Genomic DNA, 21,633 nt, shown 5'->3' with positions numbered 1-21,633 from the left:
CATCGCCGCATTTCGATCCCTGTATACTGCGCCTCTTGTCTTGAACACTGAGGTCGCCCATGCCATCCGTTATTTCCACCGACGTGCTGATTGTCGGCGCCGGAGTTGCCGGCCTCTGGCTGAATGCGCGCCTGCGCCGCCAGGGGTTTTCCACGGTGCTGGTGGAAAGCGCCACCTTGGGTGGCGGACAAAGCGTGAAGTCCCAGGGAATCATCCACGGCGGGGCTAAATACGCCCTGCACGGCGCCCTCACCGGCGCCTCCGAAGCGATTGCCGATATGCCGCGCCGCTGGCGCGAGGCCTTGGCCGGCAGCGGTGAGCTGGACCTGTCCGGCGTGCGCCTGCTGTCCGAAGCGCATTATCTGTGGTCCCCCGGCACGATCGCCGGCAACCTCACCAGCTTCTTCGCCAGCAAGGCCGTGCGCGGCCGTGTCGACCAGGTCAAGGGTGATGAGCTGCCGCCAGCCCTGCAGGACCGCCGCTTCAAGGGCAAGGTCTATCGCCTGGCCGAGCTGGTCATCGACGTACCGAGCCTGATCGAACGCCTGGCGCAACTGGCCGGTGACGGCTTGCTCGCCGGGCAACACATCGAGCCATTGCTGGAAGGCGATACCCTGGTGGGCCTGAAGGTCGATGGCCGCGAGATCCGCGCCCAGCGCATCGTGCTGAGCGCCGGCAAAGGCACTGCCGACCTGCTGGCCGCCCTGGGCCTGAGCCAGCCGGCCATGCAGACACGCCCATTGCACATGATCATCGCCAAAGGCCCCGGCTTGAAGCCGCTGTATGCCCACTGCCTGGGCGGCGGCACCAAGCCGCGCATCACCGTCACCACTCACCCCGCTGCCGACGGCAACTGGGTGTGGTACATGGGCGGCGATATTGCCGAAGCCGATGGAGTGGCGCGCACACCTGAAGAGCAGATCGCCACTGCGCAAAAAGAACTCGCGCAATTGCTGCCATGGATCGACATGCACCAGACCCGCTGGGCGACCCTGCGTGTCGACCGTGCCGAGCCGCTGCAATCAGGCCTGACACGCCCCGACAATGCCTTCGTCGCCGAACAGGGCCGCCTGCTGGTGGGCTGGCCGACCAAGCTGGCGCTGGCGCCGGACTTCGCCGATCGGGTGATCAACAGCCTCGAACGCGACGGCATCCACCCAAGCGCCTCCGAACCCCTGCCTGAGCTGCCTAAACCCGCCATCGGCGTACCCGCCTGGGAGCAACTGTTGCCATGAGCCTGCCGACCCTGCACGACCTGCATCGCCCTCTGGGCAGCACCGGCCTGTTGGTTTCGCCACTGGGCCTGGGCACCGTCAAGCTCGGCCGCGACCAAGGGGTGAAGTACCCCAGCGGGTTCACGATTCCCGATGATGACGCTGCGCGGATGCTGCTGCGCCAGGCCCGACAGCTGGGCATCAACCTCATCGATACTGCGCCGGCCTACGGGCGCAGCGAAGAACGCCTGGGGCCGCTGCTGCGCGGCCAGCGCAAGGACTGGGTGATCGTCAGCAAGGTCGGTGAAGAGTTTGCCGAGGGCGTGTCCCATCACGACTTCAGCGCCGCCCATACCCGGATGTCGATCGAGCGCAGCTTGAAAAGACTTGAAACGGATTTTATCGACCTGGTGCTGGTGCATTCCGACGGCAATGACCTGCATATCCTCAATGACTGCGAGGTCTACCAGACCCTGGCGGCGTTGAAAAAAGAAGGCAAGATCCGCGGTTTCGGGTTCTCCGGCAAAACCGTCGAGGGCGGCGTAAAGGCTCTGGAACAAGGTGATTGCGCGATGGTCACCTACAATCTGAACGAACAGGCCGAGAAAGCCGTCATTGATTATGCAGCGGCCCATGGCAAAGGCATCCTGGTGAAAAAAGCCCTGGCCAGCGGCCACGTGTGCCTGGAACCTGGAGTGGATCCAATTCGGGCGAGTTTCACGTTGTTGTTTGCGCAAACGGGCGTCGCCAGTGCTATTGTCGGGACCATCAATCCGCTGCACCTGGCCCATAACGTGGCGACCGCTGCCCAAGTCATTCGTCAACTCTGATGCCGCCGACGCGGCCGACCCCGTCGCAAGAAGGAGCCGACATGCCGCGAACGCTCATAAGAAAAAACCCCAGCAACTTCAAAACACTGCCGCTGCACGTCGAAGCCACACCCGAAGGCCTGAGCTACCAGAGCGTGGGCATGCCGCTCAACTTTGCCCAGACCCTGCAACGCCGCAAGCCGGTAGACGTTCCGGACGCCGAGCGCTTCGCCCTTGAACTGGCCAACCTCGGCGTGTCGGTGCGCCTGACCCTGCACTGGCAAAACAAGGACTACTGGGTGCTGGTGCGCCAGCGCCGCCAGGACCGGGGCGACGTCGTGCTCAAGCTGATCTCCGGCTATGTCCCCGCCCATGAACTGAACCTGCCGCTGCACACCGCCATCCAGGAAATTGCCGAAGAGTGCCTGCTGGAAACACCCGAAGGCTGGCTCAGCGGGCGCTTCAACGACACCTGGCTGCCGGCGCCCTACTCTGCCGCGCTGCATTATCGCGAGGCGCTGCCGTTTCGCTTGAGCCCCCTCTCCGGCGCCGCGCGCCCGGTGCGGTGTGCGACAACCCAACTGATCGAGCGCCCACGGGCCTATGTGCACTTGCCGACCGCGTCGCTGCAGTTGATTTACGACTTGCGCCTGGAAGTGCCCAAAGAAGCCAAGTCCCTGAGCCTGTTCCATGTGGATGAGCGCCTCGAAGGCGATCAGTTGGTGGCACGCCTGGACCGCCAGCGCCCGGATTTGTACCTGATGCCTTTAAAGGACGGCCAGCCGCTCGCCGAGCTGTACACCGTCAAGAAAGATCAGCTGTACCCCGCCAGCACTCGTGGTTTGTACCTGGCCGAAAGCTTCGCCCAGCAGGAAGGCTGGCTGGTGCGCGAGGAGCGGATTCGCTGGAAGGATTGGCTCAGGCAGCAGGGCCTGGCGGAGCCGGAGAAGGAGTCGAAATTGAAGCGCCTGGCACGGCGCGTGCTGCGCAAGATCGTGCCAAAGAAAAAAGCCAAGGGCTAACGCAAACCCAATGTAGGCGCTGGCTTGCCTGCGATGGCATCACCTCGGTGCACATGATGTCCCCAGGCGCCCGCATCGCCGGCAAGCCAGCGCCCACATTGATTGCATTCAGCCGTTGAGCAAGCGCTCCAAACCAACCTTCAACGGTGTCGGCTCGGGCAGTTTGAAACTGGCCAGCAAACGCTGGTTATTTGCCCGCGAGTGCCGAATGTCGCCTGAGCGCGCCGGCCCGTAAGTCACGACAGGCAGCTTGCCCACCGCTTCTTCCAGCGCCTGCAGCACTTGCTTGAGGGTGGTGGTGCGATTCCAGCCCACGTTGATCGCACCCAAGGGCGCGCCCGGGGCTTCGATGGCCTGCACCAGCACGTCCACCAGGTCTTCCACGTACATGAAATCGCGGGTTTGCTCGCCATCGCCGAACACGGCAATCGGCAAGCCCTGCTGGACACGCTCGCTGAAGATACTGATGACGCCGGAGTACGGCGACGATGGGTCCTGGCGCGGCCCGAAGATATTGAAGAAGCGGAAAATCACCGGCTCCAGGCCATGCTGGCGACGGTAGAAATCAAAGTAATGCTCGCCGGCCAACTTGTCGGACGCATAGGGCGTCAACGGCGCCTTGGTGGTCTCTTCGTCGATCGAAGCACCCTCGCCGTTGTTGCCATACACCGCCGCGCTGGAAGCGAAGACCACACGCTTCACGCCCGCCTGGCGCATCGCTTCGCAGACATTCAGGCTGCCGACAAAATTGCTCTGGTGCGTGCTGACCGGGTCATCCACCGAAGCCTGCACCGACGCTACCGCGGCCAGGTGCACCACCGCCGTGGTGCCGATGGCGGCACGCGCCACCAGCGCAGCATCGGCGACGTCGCCTTCCAGCAGCTCGACGCGCGGGTTGTCCAGCGGCAGGTTGCTGCGCTTGCCGGTGGACAGGTCATCCAGCACCCGCACTGCATAGCCTTTGGCAAGCAGCGCATCGACCAGATGCGAGCCAATGAAACCGGCGCCGCCGGTGATCAGGACCCGCTTATCAGCGTTACTCATTGTTGCGGATCTTCTCGACAATGGCCGTGGTCGAGCTGTTCTCGACCAAGCCAAGCACTTTGACCTTGCCGCCGTAGGCGCTGACGATATCGGCGCCCACAACCTGGTCGACGGAGTAATCGCCGCCCTTGACCAGCACGTCCGGCTTGACCTGGGCCAGCAGGTTTTCCGGGGTGCCTTCAGGGAAGCTGATCACCCAGTCCACCGCGCCCAGGCCGGCCAATACCGCCATGCGCCGGTCGACACTGTTGATCGGGCGGCCCGGGCCCTTGAGGCGGCTGACCGACGCGTCATCGTTGACCGCGACAATCAGGCGATCACCCTGGGCGCGAGCCTGCTCCAGGTAGGTCACATGGCCAGCGTGGAGGATGTCGAAGCAACCGTTGGTGAACACAATGCTTTCGTTGTGGGCGCGTGCATCGTCAATTGCCAGCAGCAATTGCTCGATGGTCAGTACGCCACGTTCGGAGCCTTCGGAACGCTGGATCGCGCGGCGCAGCTCGGGCGCGCTGATGGCAGCCGTACCCAGCTTGCCGACCACGATGCCCGCCGCCAGGTTGGCAAGTGCCACCGCGTGGGGCAGCTCTTCGCCGGCGGCGATGGAGGCGGCCAGGGTGGAAATCACGGTGTCACCGGCGCCGGTGACGTCGAACACTTCACGGGCCCGCGCCGGCAGGTGCATCGCCGGGTGGCCAGGACGCAGCAAGGTCATGCCGTGCTCGCCACGGGTCACCAGCAAGGCGCCGAGGTCGAGATCAGCCATCAACGCCGCGCCCTTGGTCACGAGGTCGTGCTCATCGACGCAACCGCCGACGATGGCTTCGAACTCGCTGAGGTTCGGGGTGATCAGGCTGGCTCCGCGATAAATCGAGAAGTCCTTGCCCTTGGGATCAGCCAGTACCGGGATATTGCGCGCCTTGGCGGCCTGGATCAGCATCTGGTGGTTCTTCAACGCACCTTTGCCGTAGTCGGACAACACCAGCACCTTGATGCCTTCGAGCAACTCGTCGACCTGGCCACTCAAGGCCAGGGCGTCGGTGGCGAAGGGTTCTTCGAAATCGATACGCAGCAATTGCTGGTGCCGGCTCATGACCCGCAGCTTGACGATGGTCGGCTGGTGGGCAATGCGCTGGAACTGCGCACGCACGCCGGCACCGCGCAGGCTGTTGGCCAGGCTGTCGGCGGCTTCGTCGTCGCCGGTCACACCCACCAGGGAGGCCGGGGCGCCGAGCGCGGCAATGTTAAGGGCAACGTTGGCAGCGCCACCCGGACGGTCTTCGATTTGCTCGACCTTGACTACCGGTACCGGCGCCTCAGGGGAAATCCGTGAGGTACCGCCATGCCAGTAACGGTCGAGCATGACATCGCCGACCACCAAGACAGGGGCTTGATCGAATCGCGGCATGGACAACTTCATGGAGCAACCCACATACAAAATGAACAGGGGCGCGATATTAGCACAGGGTGAGCGCCGCCTAGTTCGAGAGCTTTATCGACAATGCATCATGCGCGAAAACTGATCATTTTTTGAACAGAGCCGCGAGAACCTGCTCCACGGCGTCAGCCAACTCGACCTCATCGGTATTGATTTCGCAGTCGGCGGCACGCGGCGCTTCATAAGGGCTGTCCAGGCCGGTGAACGCCTTGATCCGCCCTTCCAGCGCCGCGCGGTAGAGGCCCTTGGGATCGCGCCGCGCGCACACAGCGAATGGCGTGCTGATATACACCTCAAAAAACTGCCCCGGCCCGAACAGTGCCTTGGCAGCGGCTCGGTCGGCACTGAACGGCGAAATCGCCGAGACGATCACGATCAACCCCGCGTCCACCATCAACCGCGCCACTTCACCAATGCGCCGGATGTTTTCCTTGCGGGCCGCATCACTCATGCCCAGGTCGTTGCACAGGCCGGTGCGCAAATTATCGCCATCGAGCACAAAGGTGTGTCGCCCCTGCTCGTTGAGCTGGACCTCCAAAGCATTCGCCAGGGTCGACTTGCCCGAGCCGGACAACCCGGTCAGCCATACGCAACAAGGCTGCTGGTGCTTGAGCGCCGCCCGTGCGGCCACCGACAGCGACAAGGCAAAGGGGCGGATCGATGCAGAACCATGGGACAGCGACTGGCTATTCATAACCCAGGACCTCGTAATCACGTTGATAGGCGCGCCGGACCAGGCGGCGCGTGCGCAAGGAACAGAACTCCCTGACCGGCTCGCTGCGCCGCCCGAGTGAAACATTCAGATGGGGCAGCGAGGTCGCCACGCCGAGGTGTTCGCACAGGTGCTGGAAGTCTTGCTCCAGCGACTCCTGACGCCCGAGAAAGTCCATCGCCATTTGCCCTATGTGATCGACCAGGAAGTCGGTCTGGGGCGCGAAATGCAGTTGGCGACGCAGGTTGTCCGGGTGCAGCCAGCCGGCAATGAAATGGTCGAAGTCGCGGTAGCTGGACACCAGCGCCTGGGCCTGCAGATCACGCGCGCCCATGTGATTGCTGCGCAAATAGGTATAGGCCGAGTAGGCGCGCTCCAACGGGTCACGCACGAAGGCGAACTTGAAACTGCGCTCGCAGTGCTCGGGAAATTGCTGCTGGTACCAGTAATACGGCAAATGCCCCGGCCAGCGCCCATCCAGCAGCGCCGAACAGACGCTGCTGCCGGCGCATTTGGGCACGTGGATAAACACGCAGTTGTGTCGCTCGAAGGCAGGGGGAAGGACGGTCACCGCCGACAGGGATTTGTTCACTGCCTGGCGATCCACCACCGACAAACGCCCCAGCAGAAACGCCCGCTGGGGCTTGGGAAGCAGTTTCCACAACAGACGTTGCAACATTCCATTACCCACGCAAGAAGGTTAGCCCTCTCGTTCGTCATTCGAATCGAGAAGGCCAACATAACAAACGATAGGCAGCGAATTATTTGGCTTTGGTCAAGCGTGTATTGAGCCTGATACAAAAAACGGGGCGCATTGCGCGCCCCGGTGTGTCAGGTGATGTTCGCCGTCGCCGGCTCGTCCAGGCCCATGGCGTGCAGGCGCGAGTAATAGCCGCCCATGGCCAGCAGTTCGAGATGCGTACCACGCTCGACAATTTCACCGTGGTCCATCACCAGAATCAGGTCGGCTTTCTCGATGGTGGACAAGCGGTGCGCGATGACCAGGGTGGTGCGGCCTTTCATGACCTTGTCCAGCGCCGCCTGGATATGGCGCTCCGACTCGGTATCCAGCGCCGATGTCGCTTCATCCAGAATCAGCAACGGGGCGTTTTTCAGCAGGGCCCGAGCGATTGCCAGGCGTTGACGCTGTCCACCGGAAAGCAACACGCCGTTTTCCCCGACTTCGGTGTCCAGGCCTTTTGGCAGCTCGGAGATGAAGTCCATGGCGTAGGCATCCGCCGCTGCTTTTTCAATGTCTTCGCGCGGCGCATCCGCCAGGTCGCCGTAGGCAATGTTATTGGCCACGGTGTCGTTGAACAGCGTGACGTGCTGGGTCACCTGGGCAACATGTCGGCGCAGGTTGCGCAGGCGGTAATCTTCGATCTCCACCTCGTCCAGCAGGATCTCGCCGGTCTCGTGATGGTAGAAGCGCGGGATCAGGCTCGCCAGGGTCGACTTGCCACTGCCCGAGCGCCCGACCAGTGCAATCATCTGCCCCGGCGCGGCACTGAAGCTGATGTTCTTCAGCACTTCGCGATCGGTACCGGGGTACGTAAAGCTCAGGTTGCGCACGTCCAGGCGACCGCTGACGCGGTCACGCTCCACGGTGCCGCTGTCGACTTCAGGCACTTCATCCAGTTGCTCGAAGATGCTCTCGGCACCTGCCACGCCTTTCTGGATCGTCGAGCTGACTTCCGACAGCTGGCGGATCGGCTTGGGCAGCAGGCCCGCGGCGGTAATGTAGGCCACCAGGTCACCTGCCGTGGCGTCACCGCGCAGCAACAGGACCAGGAACATCAGCGCAGCCATGGCGGTGTAGATCACCAATTGCAGCATCGGCGTATAGACCGCGCCGGTCTTGTTCATGCGCAGTTGCTTGTCGGTGTTGCCCTGGCTGGCGGCGGCAAAGCGGCGCTCCTCGTAGCTTTCGCCACCGAAGCTGCGCACCACGCGGTAGCCCTGGATGGTTTCGGAGGCCACGTGCGTCACGTCGCCCATCGCTACCTGGATCTTCTTGCTCTGCTTGCGGAATTTCTTGCTGGTGCTGCCGACCATGACGGCAATCAGCGGCAGGATCGCCAGCATCACCAGGGTCAGCTTCCAGTTCATCCACAGCAGGTAACCGAACAGGAACACCACCGTCAGGCCTTCGCGGATCACGACTTTGATCGCATCCGTGGCAGCCCCGGTGACCATGGTCACGTTGAAGGTGATCCGGGAAATCAGGTGCCCGGAGTTGTGCGTGTCGAAATAACGGTTGGGCAGCACCAGCAGCTTGTTGAACAGCTGGACGCGCAAGTCATGCACCAGCCCCAGGGAAACCTTGGCCAGGTAGTAGTTGCCCAGGAACGAGCCGAGGCCCTGCCACGCCGCGATCAGAATGATCAGCAGTGGCACGGCCATCAGCAGCTTCAAGTCCTTGAACAATGGGATCTTGGGCAGGAACACCACGTCGGGGTTGCTCAGGCCATCCACGAAGTACTTGAGGATCCCGGCGAGCATGGGCTGGGTGGACGCAAAGATCACGAAGCCCACGATACTCAGCAGGAACATGCCCAGGTACGGTTTCACATAGCCCAGCAGCCTGAAATAAATTTTCAGGCTGGATTCCTGGTCCGCTTTGGGCGGTGCGTCACTCATGTGTCGAGCTCACTGATTGGGTAGGACGCGAACTTTATCACAAGCGTCGGGTTTGGCCCGAGCCCAGACCAACACACTGGCCAGCGCAATCGGCAGCCACGAGATGAACCACTCGGCGCGGGGCGTGCCCGTCAGGCTCGCAGCATCGAACTGCATGGCCAGGAACGAAAACACCCACATGCCGATGATGCCCTTGCCGTAGAGCGTGTCGCGGGCCTTCCAGGCTTGCCACAACACGCCGAACCACAGCCCGCACCAGAGCAGCAGGCCCGGCAGGCCCAGCTCGATGGTGACATGCGTGAACAGGTTGTGGGCGTGATCGAAATAGAGGTTATCGGCAAAGACCTTGTAGTCCCCACCCAGGCCCAGACCGGTCCACGGATGCTCGCCGATCATGTGCACGGCGGCCATGAAGATCTGCGGCCGATAGGAAACCCCACGGGCCAGCATCAGCGACTCCATGGCGAAGAACACCGCCACCGCCGCCACGACCGCAGCGATAGCAATCACGGTGCTACGTCGGTCACGGCACCAGGCCGGCATGGCGACCACGGTCAGCAACAGCGCCAATGCCGCGCCACGGCTCTGGCTCAACACCACGAAGAGCCCCAGCAATCCGATGGACAGCACCCACGCCACTTGCATCCAGCGACCACGCGGCAGCCAATGCAGCAACCAGATCGCCGCCAGGCCGATCACGTAGGCGCCCAGGATCGGGTGACCCAATTGCCCCAGCCCTTCGAGGCGGGCAGACCAGGCGTTATGCTCGACCCCATAAAACTTGATGATCGCCACCAGCGACGACACCGCCAGCCCGAAACCGCCCCACTGCATCACGCGAATGATGCGATCGCTCTGACCACAGGCCAGCACCGGGAAAAACAGCAGGAACACGCCGATATACAGCAGGCGCTTGGCCTCGCGCGAAGGGTCCTCGGCATTGGTCCACGTCAGGCTGATCGCGCCCCAGATGGCCAGCGCCGCGATCATCAGGCACATCCAGCGCTGCTCGCGCCAGACCTCCTTGAGACGCTCACGCGCCGACCAGGCGAACACGATGGCCGGCAACCAGAGAAACAGCGTCAATCCTTGTTGGTAAATCTTGTTGGTTGGCGCAAAGGCAATCGCCAGCAGAAACCAAAGCAACCCGAAAATCATCCATACCTGCGCCCAACGACTTGCTTGCATCACCCGCTCCTGAATACGTTCAACCTGCCAACCCGGCATGGTTAAAACCCAAAACTTTCGGCATTATTACCGATCACTGTGCCCGCGACTCCCCACAAGGCTTTCCAACGATGCAATGTTCAAGGCTTGCCCAAGCCGATTTAAACACGATGATTGAAGGCGCCAGAGTCCTGGAGAAGGACAGCTACGGGCCCAAAGTCTACCTGCTGTCTGACGGAAATATCCTTAAACTGTTTCGTCGTAAACGCTTGTTTTCATCTGCACTGTTTCGTCCGTACTCCAAGCGTTTCATCGACAACGTGGCGCAATTGCAGCAGCGCGGCATCCCGACCTTGACTGTGCTGGCGTACTTCCAACTGGCCGCGCCCGGCATGACCGCCGTGCTGTATCGCCCGTTGCCGGGGGAAACACTGCGGCAGATTTCCAATAAAGAAGGTTTTGACTGGCAATCGAATCTCGATCCGCTGGTGGCACTGATCCGCCGCCTGCACGCTGCCGGCATCTACTTCCGCTCCCTGCACCTGGGCAATATCGTGGTGACGCCGGAGAATGAAATGGGGCTTATCGACGTGGCCGACATGCGCTTCTTGCGCGCCCCGCTGAACCCGGAACTCGCACGACGCAACTTGCAGCACTTCGCGCGCTATATTGCACGCGAGAAGCTGAACGATTGCTTTCCAATGCATGCACTGGAGCAAGCGCTGCTAGCGGCATGAGAACAGCCGCCGGGAGGTTTCACTGAAGTCTTTCCAGGCTTGCTCCGGCGCCAACGCCTGCGACTGAGCCTCGACCACCGCCGTGGCAGAGGCAGCGAATGCCCGCGCCATCAGGCCGGCCCAGGCCTCTGCATCTTCCGAAGGTGCATACCAGCCGGCATCCGCCACCTGCTCGCGGAACACCGCCAGCTCGCTGGTCAACACCGGCACACCGGCCATCACAGCCTCTTGCAGGATCAACCCGAGGCCTTCCTGGGTGGAGGGAATAGCCACCCAGTCGAACGCACGGTAAAGCGTCGCCGCGTCAGACAGATGCCCTGGCAGTGACACTTTGCCCTGCAAGCCAAGCTGCTCGATACGGGCTTCAAGGGCAGGCCGGGCCGGGCCCTCGCCGAGGATCACCAGGCGCGCGCCAGGCTGCTTGGCCGACACGTTGGCAAATGCCTCCAGCAAACAGCCAAAGCCTTTGCCGTCCACCAGCCGGCCTACCGCACCCAGCACCGGCGCGTCTTCCAACGGCAGGCCCAGGCGCGACCGCGCCTCTTCCCGCGAAAGCGCGGCAGCGCGGAAAGCAACCGGGTCAAAAGCACTGCGCAACACCGCCACCGGCCGCTGCAGATAGCGCTCAAGCGAGTCCGCCAGGGTTTGCGACACCGCCGCCAGCGTCAATTGCGTGGCCGGGAATTGCTCGAACAGTTGCTGGTCAGCCCGTCGCAGGCGCGTGGCGCCATGAAACACCACGACTGCACGCACCTGCGGCAGACGCTTGAGCACAGGCAATATCACCCGGGCCACGCCAATCCCATCCAGCAGCACCACCTCTACCCCGTCGGGCAGGGCCTTCTCAAAGCGCGCGCGCATCCAGGGCATCATGAGCTTCCACACATGCCGCCCCTTGAGCCGGGCGGAGGAAAGCTTCCACTCGCGGGCCGGTTCACCGCCGTCCGCACTGCCTTGAAGCAGCCAGGTGTCAATCGGTGCACGGCTGAGCGCGTGCGACAAAATCTGTTGATGAACCTTCTGCACTGAGGCAAATGCAGAGCCACCGGCCCACATGATGTTGAGGATACTCATCGAAAAAAAAGACCTTATGCGGCGTTGTGGTGGCTTGTTGCACTTAACTATTGATCAACCAACCGATACCGACACCCAGTATCAGCATGAGAGCCAGCTTGATCCGCTCTCGCCGCTTGCGCTTGGCCTTGGTCGAGCGCTCTCCCGCCGTTGCCACGTGCAAACCGAAACCGGTGTGCAGGACCGCATCGCCCTCGAGGGTAACCGCTGGCAGATTCAACTCTGCGTAACGCCTGGAAAGCCCTTTCTCGCCTTCGAACCCTGAAAAGGGTGCGCACAATTGGTACTCCTTGAGTCGCCGCAGGCCCGGGTTCAGCGAAAATCCTTGCCACTCGGGCTTATCCGACAGCAAGGGATAACACGGCACCCCGCCAATCACTTCGCGCGACCCCAGGTGGATATAGGGGCTGTGCACCTGCAAGTCGTAAACATAGTTGCGCAACCAGACTTGAAGAATGTCCGGGCGCTGCTCCAGTACTACCTTGGAATCCTCGACAAACCCGGGTCGATAAAACGCCCAATCATCTTCGCAATGGAATATGTAGGGGGTCTTGACCGACGCGTAGGCCAGGTCGATAGATGCCAACTGCCCAAGCTTCGGACGATTGATCAAGAATGTGCAACGACTGCGCCAATGTTCAGGAATTGCCTGGCGTACGGCTTCATCACCGGAGTCTTCGGTGATGAAGACTTCACGTATTGCCGCCGTATTGAACAGATCGAAGCTCTCCAGCGTGCGCCTCAACAAATCGAAGCGACCGCAACTGGTCACTACAAGCGTTATGTCGCTTTGATCGGAGAATTGCATTCAAGCCTCGATAGTATCATATAGCCATCATTTATGGCTATTTGGCCACTCTCAAACGCCCAGTGTCAGACGCAACCTCTCCAGTAAGCTCAGCGGCGCACGTGGCCGCAGGGGTGGCTGGAGCACTTCGACAATGCGCTGGCCAATCCGGGCGAAACTGAACTGACTGACGGCCAGGTCCTGCCCGTTGCGCGCAATGTCTGCCGCCAGCTGCGGGTCGGCCCGCAAGACGGCGAGTTTTTCCTGCAACTGCGGGATGTCCTTGTAGAACACCACATTGACCATGTCCTTGAAACCAAGCGCCTGGTTTTCCTCGGCGCCCTGATCAAATGCAAGCAGTACACAACCGCAGGCCATGGCCTCGAAATTCTTGATCATGTACTCGCCCATGCCGACGTCGGCACTGACGAAAAAACGAATGCGGTTGAGGGTCGCGCAGTATTCCTCACCAGATTTGGTGCGCGTCACCACCAAAGGTTCAACCCGCGCCAGTTCATCCAGCAATGCCTTGCGGCCGCTGTAGGCCACACTGTTGGTACTGCCGACAAACGCCAGCTCGATGTCGCGTTCGCGCCCTTGCGCCTGCAACAGCGCCTGATCATAGCCCTTTGGCACGAACACGGCGTCAAAGCCTTCCGCGCGCAGGCGCTCAGTGACCATATGCCCGGAACTGATCACCCGCGCCCACGGCAGGCGGCGGTAGTGGGCACTGAACTTGCCGGTATATTTACAGGGAATGTAGTTCTGGTAGGCGTCGTGCTCAAGGATCACCAGGTTGGGGATCGTGCGGATAAACCCGGCCTGGCGGATTTCCTGCTTGAAGCGCAGGAAGAACACGATGCGATCGTAACGGGTCACATCGACTTCGCGGCGGAAATAACCACGCAGGTTGCGCTGCTCATCGCTGCTCAGCCAACGGATATCACACTCGCAGTGCTCGGCCACGCCCTCGTAAAGACGGTCGAGGATAGCGCGCTGCTCTTTCTGCACCAGAAACAAAACTTTCATGACTTTCCCTTTCACAAACGCCAGAACAACTCATGCCGTCGTACGGCCTTGCGGAAAAATTCGTTCTCACCATACGGCGACCGCGCACGGCCCGCCAACACACGTTGCAACCAGCGTCGCACCCGGCGCTTGAACGGCGGCGCGGGCTGCAGGTCATGCATCATGCCCAGCGCCATGGCCTTGTCGCGCTGCTGCGCCAGCGACAGCGACAGGCTGCACGGCCACAACTGCAGCGCGTCATCGAACAGCGGCGGCAGTGCAATCCCGGCACCCGCGTCACCCATGGGCCAGCGGTCGTTGTCGTGCAGATGATTGGCGTAGCCCAGCACGGTGGTCGGCTGCCACTCCAGGCCTTGCAGGGCCTCGAGCACCGCTTGCTGCGCACAGATGTGATCCGGGTGCGGGTCGAGGACAGGGTGAGGCAGCACGATCACTTGCGGACGTGCGGTCAACAACAACTGGCGCAGATCAGCCAGCAAATTATTCCAGGTCGGCAAGCCGTCCTGGTCCGCCGGCAGCGGGAACGCGTTGAACTGGCGAAACAGGCGGATATCTTCCAGCTCGGCCTCGCGCGAAGCGACAGGCTGATCGGGCGTGGCGCGCATCGCCGGCAATTGCAGGCAGAAATAGCCCAACTGCACGCAATGCGCCTCTGGCACACCGGCCCAACGCGGCACGGCGATGCTGTCCCACGCGCGCAAACGTCCCTTGATCCGTGCGGCTTCAGCCGGGTCCAGGCCCATCTGCTGATAGTGCTCGGCTTCGATTTCACCCGCCGTGAGGGTCACGATCCATGGGTTCTCGGCCTGGCTGTACAGCCCGAAGGCGGCCAGCTCGGCATCGTCGGCATGCGGCGCGATGACCATCACGCGTTGCGCCGAGTAGTCCGGCGTAGCCCAGGCCCACAGGCGGGGCGCGCCCTGCAGCGTGCAAAAGCGCCCGCGCAGGCGCAGCTCACCGGCCATCAGGGCCGGGGCCAAACCACTCAGATTCAGATAACGCAGGCCATTCACACCGCGCTCGAAGGCTTGCCGGTCGACGCTGTCAGCGCCGCAAATCTCAATCGCCGGGTCGAGAAAACGTCCCAGCCAGCCGCTCTTGACCTTGATGGCCAACACCAGCGTCGCATCAGCTTCCAGCGGCCCATCCACCCGCAGCCGGCCCCCCTCGAAACTAACCCCCGCTACCTCGGCATCCACCGAAAAACGGTACTGGTAATCTTCGTTGGGCGCATAGAACAAATGGTCGGCAAACCAGGCTTCATGAGCCGCCCAGGCCAGCACGCCCAGTACCAGCGGCAGCCACCAGGCGACGCCGACGCCGATCGCCACCAGCAGCACCAGGCCGATCAGCACGCCGATGCGTTTGTTGCGCCGATGGCGCTTGAGCAATTGCTGTTTGCGGCTCATACGGTCAGCACCGGCACGGGGTTGCACCAACGATCCTTGTATTCCCGGTCGGCCCGCCCGAACGAAAACCGCAGCGGCTTGCCGGCTTCACGGGCGTGCTCCCAGGCACTCTGGGTGTTGAGGAAACTGAGCACACTGCCCGGGCTGAAAGCGCGGGTTTGCGGATCGACACCGCCGTTGACGTACTCCACGCTGATCCACTCGGGCGACTCGACCCGATACACCAGCTGGACCGCAATTGGCGCGTCGTTGAGGAAAATCACCGAGCCGATCAGCCATTCGCGCAGCAGCTCGATCACCTCGGCCATGCGCTCGGCACCCGTGGCGACAAAGCCCCAGCGCCGCAGAAACAAATCGCAGTAGATCGCTGCCAGTTCCTGGCTGGAAAACTCGCTCACCGGCCGCACGACACCACCGGCCTCTTCCAGGAGGCGCAGCTCGCGGCGCTGGTTGTAGCGAAATTTCTTCGACAGTTTCTCGGGCGTGCGGGCCATGGCCAATTGCTCGGCCTGTGGCTTGAGCCCACTGAAGCGGCCTTCGTTCAGCGCCGACAGGTAGCGCGCGCGGTGACGCAAGGGGGCCTGGGTGTCAGGCGCGGCAGGCAGGATCAGCTCGGCGTTGCCCAGGTCGAACAGGCCCTTTTTGCCGCGCTGCTTGAGCACGTCCTTGGACAAGGCCAGGTCGCGCCCCCAGGTGGCGATGCACGCCTGCAATTTGCCGCCCTGCTCCCAGGCCAAATAGCGCACCGGGATGTCAGCCAGGCCGGCCAGGCGTTCGATCACCTGCGGATGAGTGGCGACACTGCCGCCAAAACGCTGCCAGGCGTCGCTGTAGACGGGCGCGTCGACGACGGACCAGCCACGCTCGCGCCAGCCTTGGAATCGATTGAGCATCAGGCCCCCGCGGTCAGTTCAATAACGTGCGGCAGTTGCCAGAAGGTAGCGCGTACCGCCTGATCCGAGAAACGCTCGCGCAGACGCTCCAGCATCATCTCGGCGCACTGCCGTTGCTGGTGTTGGTCCATCGCCGCCAGGTGCCGCAGCCCCTGAGCGAGGTGTTCGGCATCGCCGAAGGGAAATAGGATCCCGACCCCCTCGACCACTTCCTTCGCTCCGCCACAGGCCGTGGCCAGCAACGGTACGCCGGCCGCCATGGCCTCCAGCAGTACCATCCCGAAGGGTTCATGATCGGAACTCAGCGCAAACACATCGAATGCGCGGAAATACCGGCGCGCATCCGGCACCTGGCCGAGGAACAGCACCTTGTCGGCAATCCCCAGCTCCCGGGCGAGCTCCTTGAGGTCTTGCTCCAGGCGCCCGCTGCCGAGGATCGCCAGGCGGCTTTCGCCGGGCAAGTGCGCCAGTGCCAGGGCAAAGCCCTTGAGCAGCGTGGCCTGGTCCTTGTCCGGGTGCAGGCGACCGACATTGCCGATCACCCATTCGTCCGGCGACAACCCCAGCGCATCACGGGCCTCATGCACCGGCACCTGAATAGCCTGCAAGGCGTCGACATCGATACGGTTGTACAAAGTCTGGATACGTGCGGCAGGCCAGGCTGGCAGGCAGCGACGCATGTCGTCACGCACGGCGTCGGACACCCCGAGCAGGCTCAGGCGCTTGCGGAAAAACCCGGCAAACAGCTTGCGGCTGCGACGCTGGTAGTCACCAAAGGCATGATGCACGCCAATCACCGGCAGCCGCGTCGCCAGCAAGGCCACGTAGATCGGCTTGAAACGGTGGGCAATACAGAAACTGAAACTGCGCGAGGCGGCAATCTTGCGCAACTGCGCAATGGCCGCCAGCTTCAGGCCGCGCACGGCCTTGGAGCTGAACTCCATGAACAACACTTCATCGCTGGCACACCCGGCGGCCACCTCGGGGTCGGCGACCCCGGTGAGGAACACCGTGGTCACCTTGTAGCCAGAGCCTGCGAACAGACTGGCGTACTGCCGGGCGCAGTCCAGGAACGGCCCGTCATAGCCGTGGCAGAACTGCAGGACGTGGCGTTCAGCCGAGCGCGTCATAAGGGTCCACGCCGTCTTTGACGACCAGGATGTCTTCCATGATCAGGTACTGCAGGTCCGAGCCGAAGAACATGTTCAACGCGTCGGTCGGCGAGCAGATCATCGCTTCGCCACGACGGTTGAGCGAGGTGTTCAGCGATACGCCGTTACCGGTCAGTACTTCCAGCTCTTTCATCATGTCGTAGTAGCGCGGGTTGTACTCGCGCTTGAGCACCTGGGCACGGGAGGTGCCATCTTCATGGACCACTTCCGGCACGCGGGTCTTCCACTCTTCCGCCACTTCAAAGGTGAAGGTCATGAACGGCGCAGGGTGATCGACCTTGATCATCTGCGGAGCCACGGTGTCGAGCATCGACGGGCAGAAAGGCCTCCAGCGCTCGCGGAACTTGATCTGGTGGTTGATGCGGTCCGCCACGCCGGTGGCGCTTGGGCAGCCGATGATCGAACGACCACCGAGGGCACGCGGGCCGAACTCCATGCGGCCCTGGAACCAGGCCACCGGGTTGCCGTCGACCATGATCTTGGCGATGCGCTGCGGCATGTTCTCGATCTTGCGCCAGTTCGGCTTGCTCTCGTGCCTGGCGCACGCGGCGATCACGTCTTCGTTGCTGTAGGACGGGCCGAGGTAGACGTGTTCCATCTTCTCCACCGGTACACCACGGGCATGGGACACGTAGGCCGCTGCACCGACGGCAGTGCCGGCATCGCCCGACGCCGGCTGCACGAACAGCTCCTTGACGTCGTCACGGGCAATGATCTTCTGGTTCAGCTTGACGTTCAGCGCACAGCCGCCGGCGAAAGCCAGCTTGCCGGTGTCTTTGAGGATGTCGCCCAGGTAGTGGTCGATCATCTGCAGGGCCAGCTTCTCGAACAGTGCCTGCATGCTGGCGGCGTAGTGGATGTACGGCTCGTCGGCGATGTCGCCTTCGCGCTTGGGACCCAGCCACTCGATCAGTTTCGGCGAGAAGTAGAAGCCCTTGCCTTTCTCTTTATAGCGGCGCAGGCCGATGACGTTGGCGTAGTCGGTGTTGATCACCAGCTCGCCGTTCTCGAAGGAGGCCAGGCGCGAGAAATCGTACTTGCTGGCGTCGCCATACGGCGCCATGCCCATCACCTTGAACTCGCCGTCGAGCATCTCGAAACCAAGGAACTCGGTGATCGCGCCGTACAGGCCGCCGAGAGAGTCCGGATCGTAGAATTCCTTGATCTTGTGGATCTTGCCGTTTTCGCCGTAGCCGAAGAAGGTGGTGGCGTACTCGCCCTTGCCGTCGATCCCGAGGATCGCGGTCTTCTCCTGGAAGCCCGAGCAGTGGTAGGCGCTGGAAGCGTGGGCCAGGTGGTGTTCAACCGGCTCGATCTTGATTTTCTTCGGATCGAAGCCCAGTTGCTCCAGGCACCAGACGATCTTGTTGCGATAGCGCTTGTAGCGACGGTTGCCCATCAGGATCGCGTCGAGCGCGCGGTCCGGTGCATACCAGTAACGCTTGGCGTAGTGCCAGCGCGCCTCGCCGAACAGGCTGATCGGGGCGAACGGGATCGCCACCACATCAACGTCGGAAGGCTTGATGCCGGCCTGTTCCAGGCAGAACTTCGCCGATTCGTAGGGCATGCGGTTCTTTGCATGTTTGTCGCGTACGAAGCGCTCTTCTTCGGCGGCCGCGATCAGCTTGCCGTCGATATACAAGGCTGCGGAAGGATCATGGCTAAGGGCGCCGGACAGGCCAAGAATCGTCAATGCCACAGGGGTCTAGCCTCTTTTAGTCTGCATGCAGGCGGGTTGCGCCTGAAAAAAGTGTGTTTCCCACCTGGGCAGGAAACAGCTAAAGGGCGGGATTATAGCTCAAAAGCAGTAGGAAGCTGTTAGCGGCGAGCGGCAAGAGGGACTAGCGGAAGATCTCGATGCTGCCGTCCTTGTTCTGGCGGTAGATCGTATAGGGCAGCACCAACGTGTCCAGTACGCCGGAGGCGGCGAATTCGATGGCGATGACCGGGAAGGCATTGCCGGCGGCGTCGGACACGCTTTGATCCTTGAGGCTTTTTTCAGGCCTGGGCTCGCCATTGAGCGAACAAAACCCGTAGATCACCCCGCTGTAGATGCGCGGAACGTTCTCGCAGTGGCTGCGCGAATCCTTGAGGTTCTGGCTGGCCACGGCGTCCGGGCGGAACACGGTGTTGATCGTTCCGCAACCGGCCAGCGCCAGCACCGCTGCCAGGCACGCGACTATCGACGTACTCCTCACGTACAACTCCTTTTGACCCATCGGCCATTGTCATGGGTGGGGCTGACCACGCTAACATCGGGCCGTGTGTGAGCACAGCGCCAACGCGCCGACGGGTTCCGTAGGCCGATTCCTAAATGAAATAAATCGCCCGAGTCACTAAACTCGCGCCCTTTTGCGCGTTTACACCCTAAGCGCCACGGATTCCGGCTGAACCATGACCCCGCTCACTCGCTTCACCCTGTTGCTGCCCGGCCTGCTCGCCCTGTGCGACACCGCCCGTGCAGACGACACCGCCCTGATCCTCGACCCCAGCGTCGTCACCGGTTCACGCAGCGCCAGCCCGACGTTCGACCTGCCGTACTCGGTGGACGGCATCAGCCGCGAGCAGATCAGCGACGGGCAATTGGGCATCAATGCCTCTGAAGCCCTGTCCCGCGTGCCTGGCCTGGTGGTGCAAAACCGCCAGAACTATGCGCAGGACCTGCAGATTTCTTCCCGCGGCTTCGGCGCGCGCTCGGCGTTCGGCGTGCGTGGCATCAAGCTGATTGCCGACGGCATTCCCGCCAGCACCCCGGACGGCCAGGGCCAGGCCGCGACCTTCAACCTCGACACCGCCGAACGTATCGAAGTGCTGCGCGGGCCTGCTGCCACGCTGTATGGCAGCAACGCCGGCGGCGTGATCCAGATGTTTTCCCGCGACGGTGAAGGCCCGCCGCGCATCGGCGCCGAAACCCTGGTGGGCAGCGACGGCCTGAACAAAAACCACTTGAGCGCCGAAGGCGCCGCCAATGGTGCGGGCTTCGTCCTCGACGCCTCGCGCATGGACACCAACGGCTATCGCGACCACAGCAGCGCGCGCCGCGACCAGACCTTCGCCAAACTCAATTTTCAGCCCGATGACGACAGCAAGCTGGCGCTGATCTACAGCAGCCTGGAGCAGAACGGGACGCAGGACCCGCTGGGGCAGAAATGGCAGGCGTATAAGGCAGACCCTCGCTCCGTGGACCCCGCCGCGTTGCAGTACAACACGCGCAAAAGCATCGATCATCAGCAATTGGGGATGAATTACGAGCGCTACATCGGCGATGCGACGTTGCAGGTGAATGCGTATACGGGGCGCAGGAGTGTGATTCAGTATCTGTCGATCCCCAAACTCACCCCGTCCAACGAACGCGGCGGCGGCGTGGTGCAATTCGACCGCAAGTTCTACGGCGGCAGCGTACGCTGGATGCAGCCCATCGACAGCGCGCCGGGTGAGCTGACGATCATCACCGGGCTGGACTTCGACCAGAGCGAAGACAGCCGCCACGGCTACCAGAACTACAGCGGCACCACCCTTGGCGTAAAGGGCCAGCTACGCCGCGATGAAATCGACACGGCGCGCAGCCTCGATCCCTACCTCCAGGCCAACTGGGCCCTCGACCGCTGGACCCTGCAAGCCGGCATCCGCCACAGCACCATGCAACTGGACGTCGACGATCAATTCCTGAGCAATGGCGACGCCAGCGGCAGCAAGACCTACCAGAAAAACACCCCGTCGATGAGCGTGATGTACGCGTTCACGCCCGAGTTGCACGGCTACGTCAGTGCAGGCAAAGGTTTCGAAACCCCGACCCAGGCCGAATTGGCCTACGCCCCAGGTAATGTCGAGGGCTTTAACTTCGGCCTGAAGCCGTCCGAAAGTACCCAATATGAAGTGGGCCTGAAGGCCCAACTGAACGACACGCGGATCAACGCGGCGGTGTTCCAGATCACCACCGAGGACGAACTGGTCGTCGACCAGTCCCTGGGCGGGCGCACCAGCTACCAGAACGCCGGCCGCACCCTGCGGCGCGGTTTCGAACTGGGCATCGAGAGCCAGTTGGCCGACCACTGGAGCACCAGCCTCGCCTACACCCGCCTGCAAGCCACCTATGACAGCGACTTCATCGGCGGCGGCAAGCCGGTCGACAAAGGCAACTACCTCCCCGGCGTGCCGCAAACCACCCTGTTCGCCGAACTGAACTGGAAGCCACGGGACTGGGTCAGCACCGCCATCGAAGGCATGTACCGCAGCAAGGTCTACGTCGAAGACACCAACCAGCAACACGTCGCCCCCGGCTACAGCGTGTTCAACTGGCGCGCCCGTTTCGAGCAGAAAGTCGAGCACTGGACCTTCCACCAGACCCTGCGCCTGGATAACCTGCTCGACCGCCAGTACGTCGGCTCGGTGATCGTCGGCGACGGCAATGGCCGCTACTACGAAGCGGCGCCCGGACGCTCCTGGTATGCGGGAGCCGGCGCGCAGTACCAGTTCTGATGCGCCCACC

At 62.4% G+C, this 21,633-nt stretch carries 19 protein-coding genes; 5 read left to right on the top strand and 14 right to left on the bottom strand.

The window, feature by feature from the left end:
- The first annotated feature begins 59 nt into the window (after nt 1-59).
- From AC07SI_RS07580 to AC07SI_RS07570, 3 genes are read left to right on the top strand one after another with little or no spacing between them, the layout of a single operon-like run.
- Nucleotides 60-1,235, top strand: a complete 1,176-nt coding sequence (locus AC07SI_RS07580) for an NAD(P)/FAD-dependent oxidoreductase (RefSeq protein WP_065900072.1) — start codon at nt 60-62, stop codon at nt 1,233-1,235.
- Nucleotides 1,232-2,044, top strand: a complete 813-nt coding sequence (locus tag AC07SI_RS07575) for an aldo/keto reductase (protein ID WP_065900070.1) — start codon at nt 1,232-1,234, stop codon at nt 2,042-2,044. The genes AC07SI_RS07580 and AC07SI_RS07575 overlap by 4 nt, the downstream gene beginning before the upstream one ends.
- Nucleotides 2,045-2,085: 41 nt before the next feature.
- Nucleotides 2,086-3,045, top strand: a complete 960-nt coding sequence (locus AC07SI_RS07570; RefSeq protein WP_065900069.1) for a metal ABC transporter ATPase — start codon at nt 2,086-2,088, stop codon at nt 3,043-3,045.
- Between the two features lie 108 nt (nt 3,046-3,153).
- On the opposite strand, the gene AC07SI_RS07565 is transcribed toward AC07SI_RS07570, so the two are convergent.
- The 6 genes from AC07SI_RS07565 to AC07SI_RS07540 form a co-directional block, all read right to left on the bottom strand.
- Nucleotides 3,154-4,089: an NAD-dependent epimerase/dehydratase family protein gene (locus AC07SI_RS07565; RefSeq protein ID WP_065900068.1), complete on the bottom strand. Its 936-nt coding sequence runs from the start codon at nt 4,087-4,089 to the stop codon at nt 3,154-3,156.
- Complete coding sequence (gene hldE, locus AC07SI_RS07560; RefSeq protein ID WP_065900067.1) at nt 4,082-5,506, bottom strand: bifunctional D-glycero-beta-D-manno-heptose-7-phosphate kinase/D-glycero-beta-D-manno-heptose 1-phosphate adenylyltransferase HldE; 1,425 nt, start codon at nt 5,504-5,506, stop codon at nt 4,082-4,084. Before hldE ends, AC07SI_RS07565 begins: the two co-directional genes overlap by 8 nt.
- 103 nt (nt 5,507-5,609) lie before the next feature.
- Nucleotides 5,610-6,218 carry an adenylyl-sulfate kinase gene (cysC, locus tag AC07SI_RS07555; RefSeq protein ID WP_065900065.1) on the bottom strand — a complete coding sequence of 203 codons (609 nt, stop codon included), beginning with the start codon at nt 6,216-6,218 and terminating at the stop codon, nt 5,610-5,612.
- Nucleotides 6,211-6,915, bottom strand: a complete 705-nt coding sequence (locus tag AC07SI_RS07550) for a sulfotransferase family 2 domain-containing protein (RefSeq protein WP_495005468.1) — start codon at nt 6,913-6,915, stop codon at nt 6,211-6,213. The genes cysC and AC07SI_RS07550 overlap by 8 nt, the downstream gene beginning before the upstream one ends.
- A 152-nt stretch (nt 6,916-7,067) precedes the next feature.
- Nucleotides 7,068-8,876 (bottom strand): lipid A export permease/ATP-binding protein MsbA, encoded by a 1,809-nt coding sequence (msbA, locus tag AC07SI_RS07545; protein WP_106805335.1) that lies wholly within the window; start codon nt 8,874-8,876, stop codon nt 7,068-7,070.
- A gap of 9 nt (nt 8,877-8,885) precedes the next feature.
- On the bottom strand, nt 8,886-10,064 hold the full coding sequence (locus AC07SI_RS07540; protein ID WP_213550361.1) for an O-antigen ligase family protein: 1,179 nt from the start codon (nt 10,062-10,064) through the stop codon (nt 8,886-8,888).
- Between the two features lie 149 nt (nt 10,065-10,213).
- Here AC07SI_RS07540 and AC07SI_RS07535 point away from each other — a divergent pair, with 149 nt between their 5' ends.
- Nucleotides 10,214-10,780, top strand: a complete 567-nt coding sequence (locus AC07SI_RS07535; protein WP_177343918.1) for a BUD32 family EKC/KEOPS complex subunit — start codon at nt 10,214-10,216, stop codon at nt 10,778-10,780.
- Here the strand turns inward: AC07SI_RS07535 and AC07SI_RS07530 are convergent.
- The 8 genes from AC07SI_RS07530 to AC07SI_RS07495 form a co-directional block, all read right to left on the bottom strand.
- The gene (locus tag AC07SI_RS07530) at nt 10,769-11,854 is read right to left on the bottom strand and encodes a glycosyltransferase (RefSeq protein ID WP_495005467.1); all 1,086 of its coding nucleotides are present in this window, start codon (nt 11,852-11,854) and stop codon (nt 10,769-10,771) included. The two genes, AC07SI_RS07535 and AC07SI_RS07530, sit on opposite strands and share 12 nt — an antisense overlap.
- 43 nt (nt 11,855-11,897) lie before the next feature.
- On the bottom strand, nt 11,898-12,662 hold the full coding sequence (locus AC07SI_RS07525) for a glycosyltransferase family 2 protein (protein ID WP_495005466.1): 765 nt from the start codon (nt 12,660-12,662) through the stop codon (nt 11,898-11,900).
- A gap of 51 nt (nt 12,663-12,713) precedes the next feature.
- Nucleotides 12,714-13,670, bottom strand: a complete 957-nt coding sequence (locus AC07SI_RS07520; RefSeq protein ID WP_201143414.1) for a glycosyltransferase family protein — start codon at nt 13,668-13,670, stop codon at nt 12,714-12,716.
- An 11-nt stretch (nt 13,671-13,681) separates the two neighbouring features.
- Entirely contained in the window at nt 13,682-15,079 is a 1,398-nt protein-coding gene (locus tag AC07SI_RS07515) for a PIG-L deacetylase family protein (protein ID WP_495005465.1), read from the bottom strand.
- Entirely contained in the window at nt 15,076-15,972 is an 897-nt protein-coding gene (locus AC07SI_RS07510; RefSeq protein ID WP_495005464.1) for an antimicrobial resistance protein Mig-14, read from the bottom strand. The genes AC07SI_RS07515 and AC07SI_RS07510 overlap by 4 nt, the downstream gene beginning before the upstream one ends.
- Nucleotides 15,972-17,102: a glycosyltransferase gene (locus AC07SI_RS07505; protein WP_065900047.1), complete on the bottom strand. Its 1,131-nt coding sequence runs from the start codon at nt 17,100-17,102 to the stop codon at nt 15,972-15,974. The genes AC07SI_RS07510 and AC07SI_RS07505 overlap by 1 nt, the downstream gene beginning before the upstream one ends.
- Entirely contained in the window at nt 17,086-18,843 is a 1,758-nt protein-coding gene (locus AC07SI_RS07500; RefSeq protein WP_065900046.1) for a carbamoyltransferase family protein, read from the bottom strand. Before AC07SI_RS07500 ends, AC07SI_RS07505 begins: the two co-directional genes overlap by 17 nt.
- A gap of 142 nt (nt 18,844-18,985) precedes the next feature.
- The gene (locus tag AC07SI_RS07495) at nt 18,986-19,363 is read right to left on the bottom strand and encodes a YceK/YidQ family lipoprotein (RefSeq protein WP_495005463.1); all 378 of its coding nucleotides are present in this window, start codon (nt 19,361-19,363) and stop codon (nt 18,986-18,988) included.
- A gap of 175 nt (nt 19,364-19,538) precedes the next feature.
- Between AC07SI_RS07495 and AC07SI_RS07490 the strand changes: the two genes are divergently transcribed.
- A complete protein-coding gene (locus tag AC07SI_RS07490; protein ID WP_495005462.1) occupies nt 19,539-21,623 on the top strand; it encodes a TonB-dependent receptor family protein in 2,085 nt (694 codons plus the stop codon).
- Nucleotides 21,624-21,633: the final 10 nt, after the last annotated feature.

Source organism: Pseudomonas sp. GW821-FHT05D12, assembly GCF_059419825.1.
Note: the sequence above shows the minus strand (reverse complement) of the source record. Positions and strands in the feature narration are given on the sequence as shown.

Bases quoted from the DNA above. Each gene is read 5' to 3' on its own strand.
- AC07SI_RS07580 (WP_065900072.1), top strand. From the start codon at position 60: ATGCCATCCGTTATTTCCACCGACGTGCTGATTGTCGGCGCCGGAGTT.
- AC07SI_RS07575 (WP_065900070.1), top strand. From the start codon at position 1,232: ATGAGCCTGCCGACCCTGCACGACCTGCATCGCCCTCTGGGCAGCACC.
- AC07SI_RS07570 (WP_065900069.1), top strand. From the start codon at position 2,086: ATGCCGCGAACGCTCATAAGAAAAAACCCCAGCAACTTCAAAACACTG.
- AC07SI_RS07565 (WP_065900068.1), bottom strand. From the start codon at position 4,089: ATGAGTAACGCTGATAAGCGGGTCCTGATCACCGGCGGCGCCGGTTTC.
- hldE (WP_065900067.1), bottom strand. From the start codon at position 5,506: ATGAAGTTGTCCATGCCGCGATTCGATCAAGCCCCTGTCTTGGTGGTC.
- cysC (WP_065900065.1), bottom strand. From the start codon at position 6,218: ATGAATAGCCAGTCGCTGTCCCATGGTTCTGCATCGATCCGCCCCTTT.
- AC07SI_RS07550 (WP_495005468.1), bottom strand. From the start codon at position 6,915: ATGTTGCAACGTCTGTTGTGGAAACTGCTTCCCAAGCCCCAGCGGGCG.
- msbA (WP_106805335.1), bottom strand. From the start codon at position 8,876: ATGAGTGACGCACCGCCCAAAGCGGACCAGGAATCCAGCCTGAAAATT.
- AC07SI_RS07540 (WP_213550361.1), bottom strand. From the start codon at position 10,064: ATGCAAGCAAGTCGTTGGGCGCAGGTATGGATGATTTTCGGGTTGCTT.
- AC07SI_RS07535 (WP_177343918.1), top strand. From the start codon at position 10,214: ATGATTGAAGGCGCCAGAGTCCTGGAGAAGGACAGCTACGGGCCCAAA.
- AC07SI_RS07530 (WP_495005467.1), bottom strand. From the start codon at position 11,854: ATGAGTATCCTCAACATCATGTGGGCCGGTGGCTCTGCATTTGCCTCA.
- AC07SI_RS07525 (WP_495005466.1), bottom strand. From the start codon at position 12,662: ATGCAATTCTCCGATCAAAGCGACATAACGCTTGTAGTGACCAGTTGC.
- AC07SI_RS07520 (WP_201143414.1), bottom strand. From the start codon at position 13,670: ATGAAAGTTTTGTTTCTGGTGCAGAAAGAGCAGCGCGCTATCCTCGAC.
- AC07SI_RS07515 (WP_495005465.1), bottom strand. From the start codon at position 15,079: ATGAGCCGCAAACAGCAATTGCTCAAGCGCCATCGGCGCAACAAACGC.
- AC07SI_RS07510 (WP_495005464.1), bottom strand. From the start codon at position 15,972: ATGCTCAATCGATTCCAAGGCTGGCGCGAGCGTGGCTGGTCCGTCGTC.
- AC07SI_RS07505 (WP_065900047.1), bottom strand. From the start codon at position 17,102: ATGACGCGCTCGGCTGAACGCCACGTCCTGCAGTTCTGCCACGGCTAT.
- AC07SI_RS07495 (WP_495005463.1), bottom strand. From the start codon at position 19,363: ATGGGTCAAAAGGAGTTGTACGTGAGGAGTACGTCGATAGTCGCGTGC.
- AC07SI_RS07490 (WP_495005462.1), top strand. From the start codon at position 19,539: ATGACCCCGCTCACTCGCTTCACCCTGTTGCTGCCCGGCCTGCTCGCC.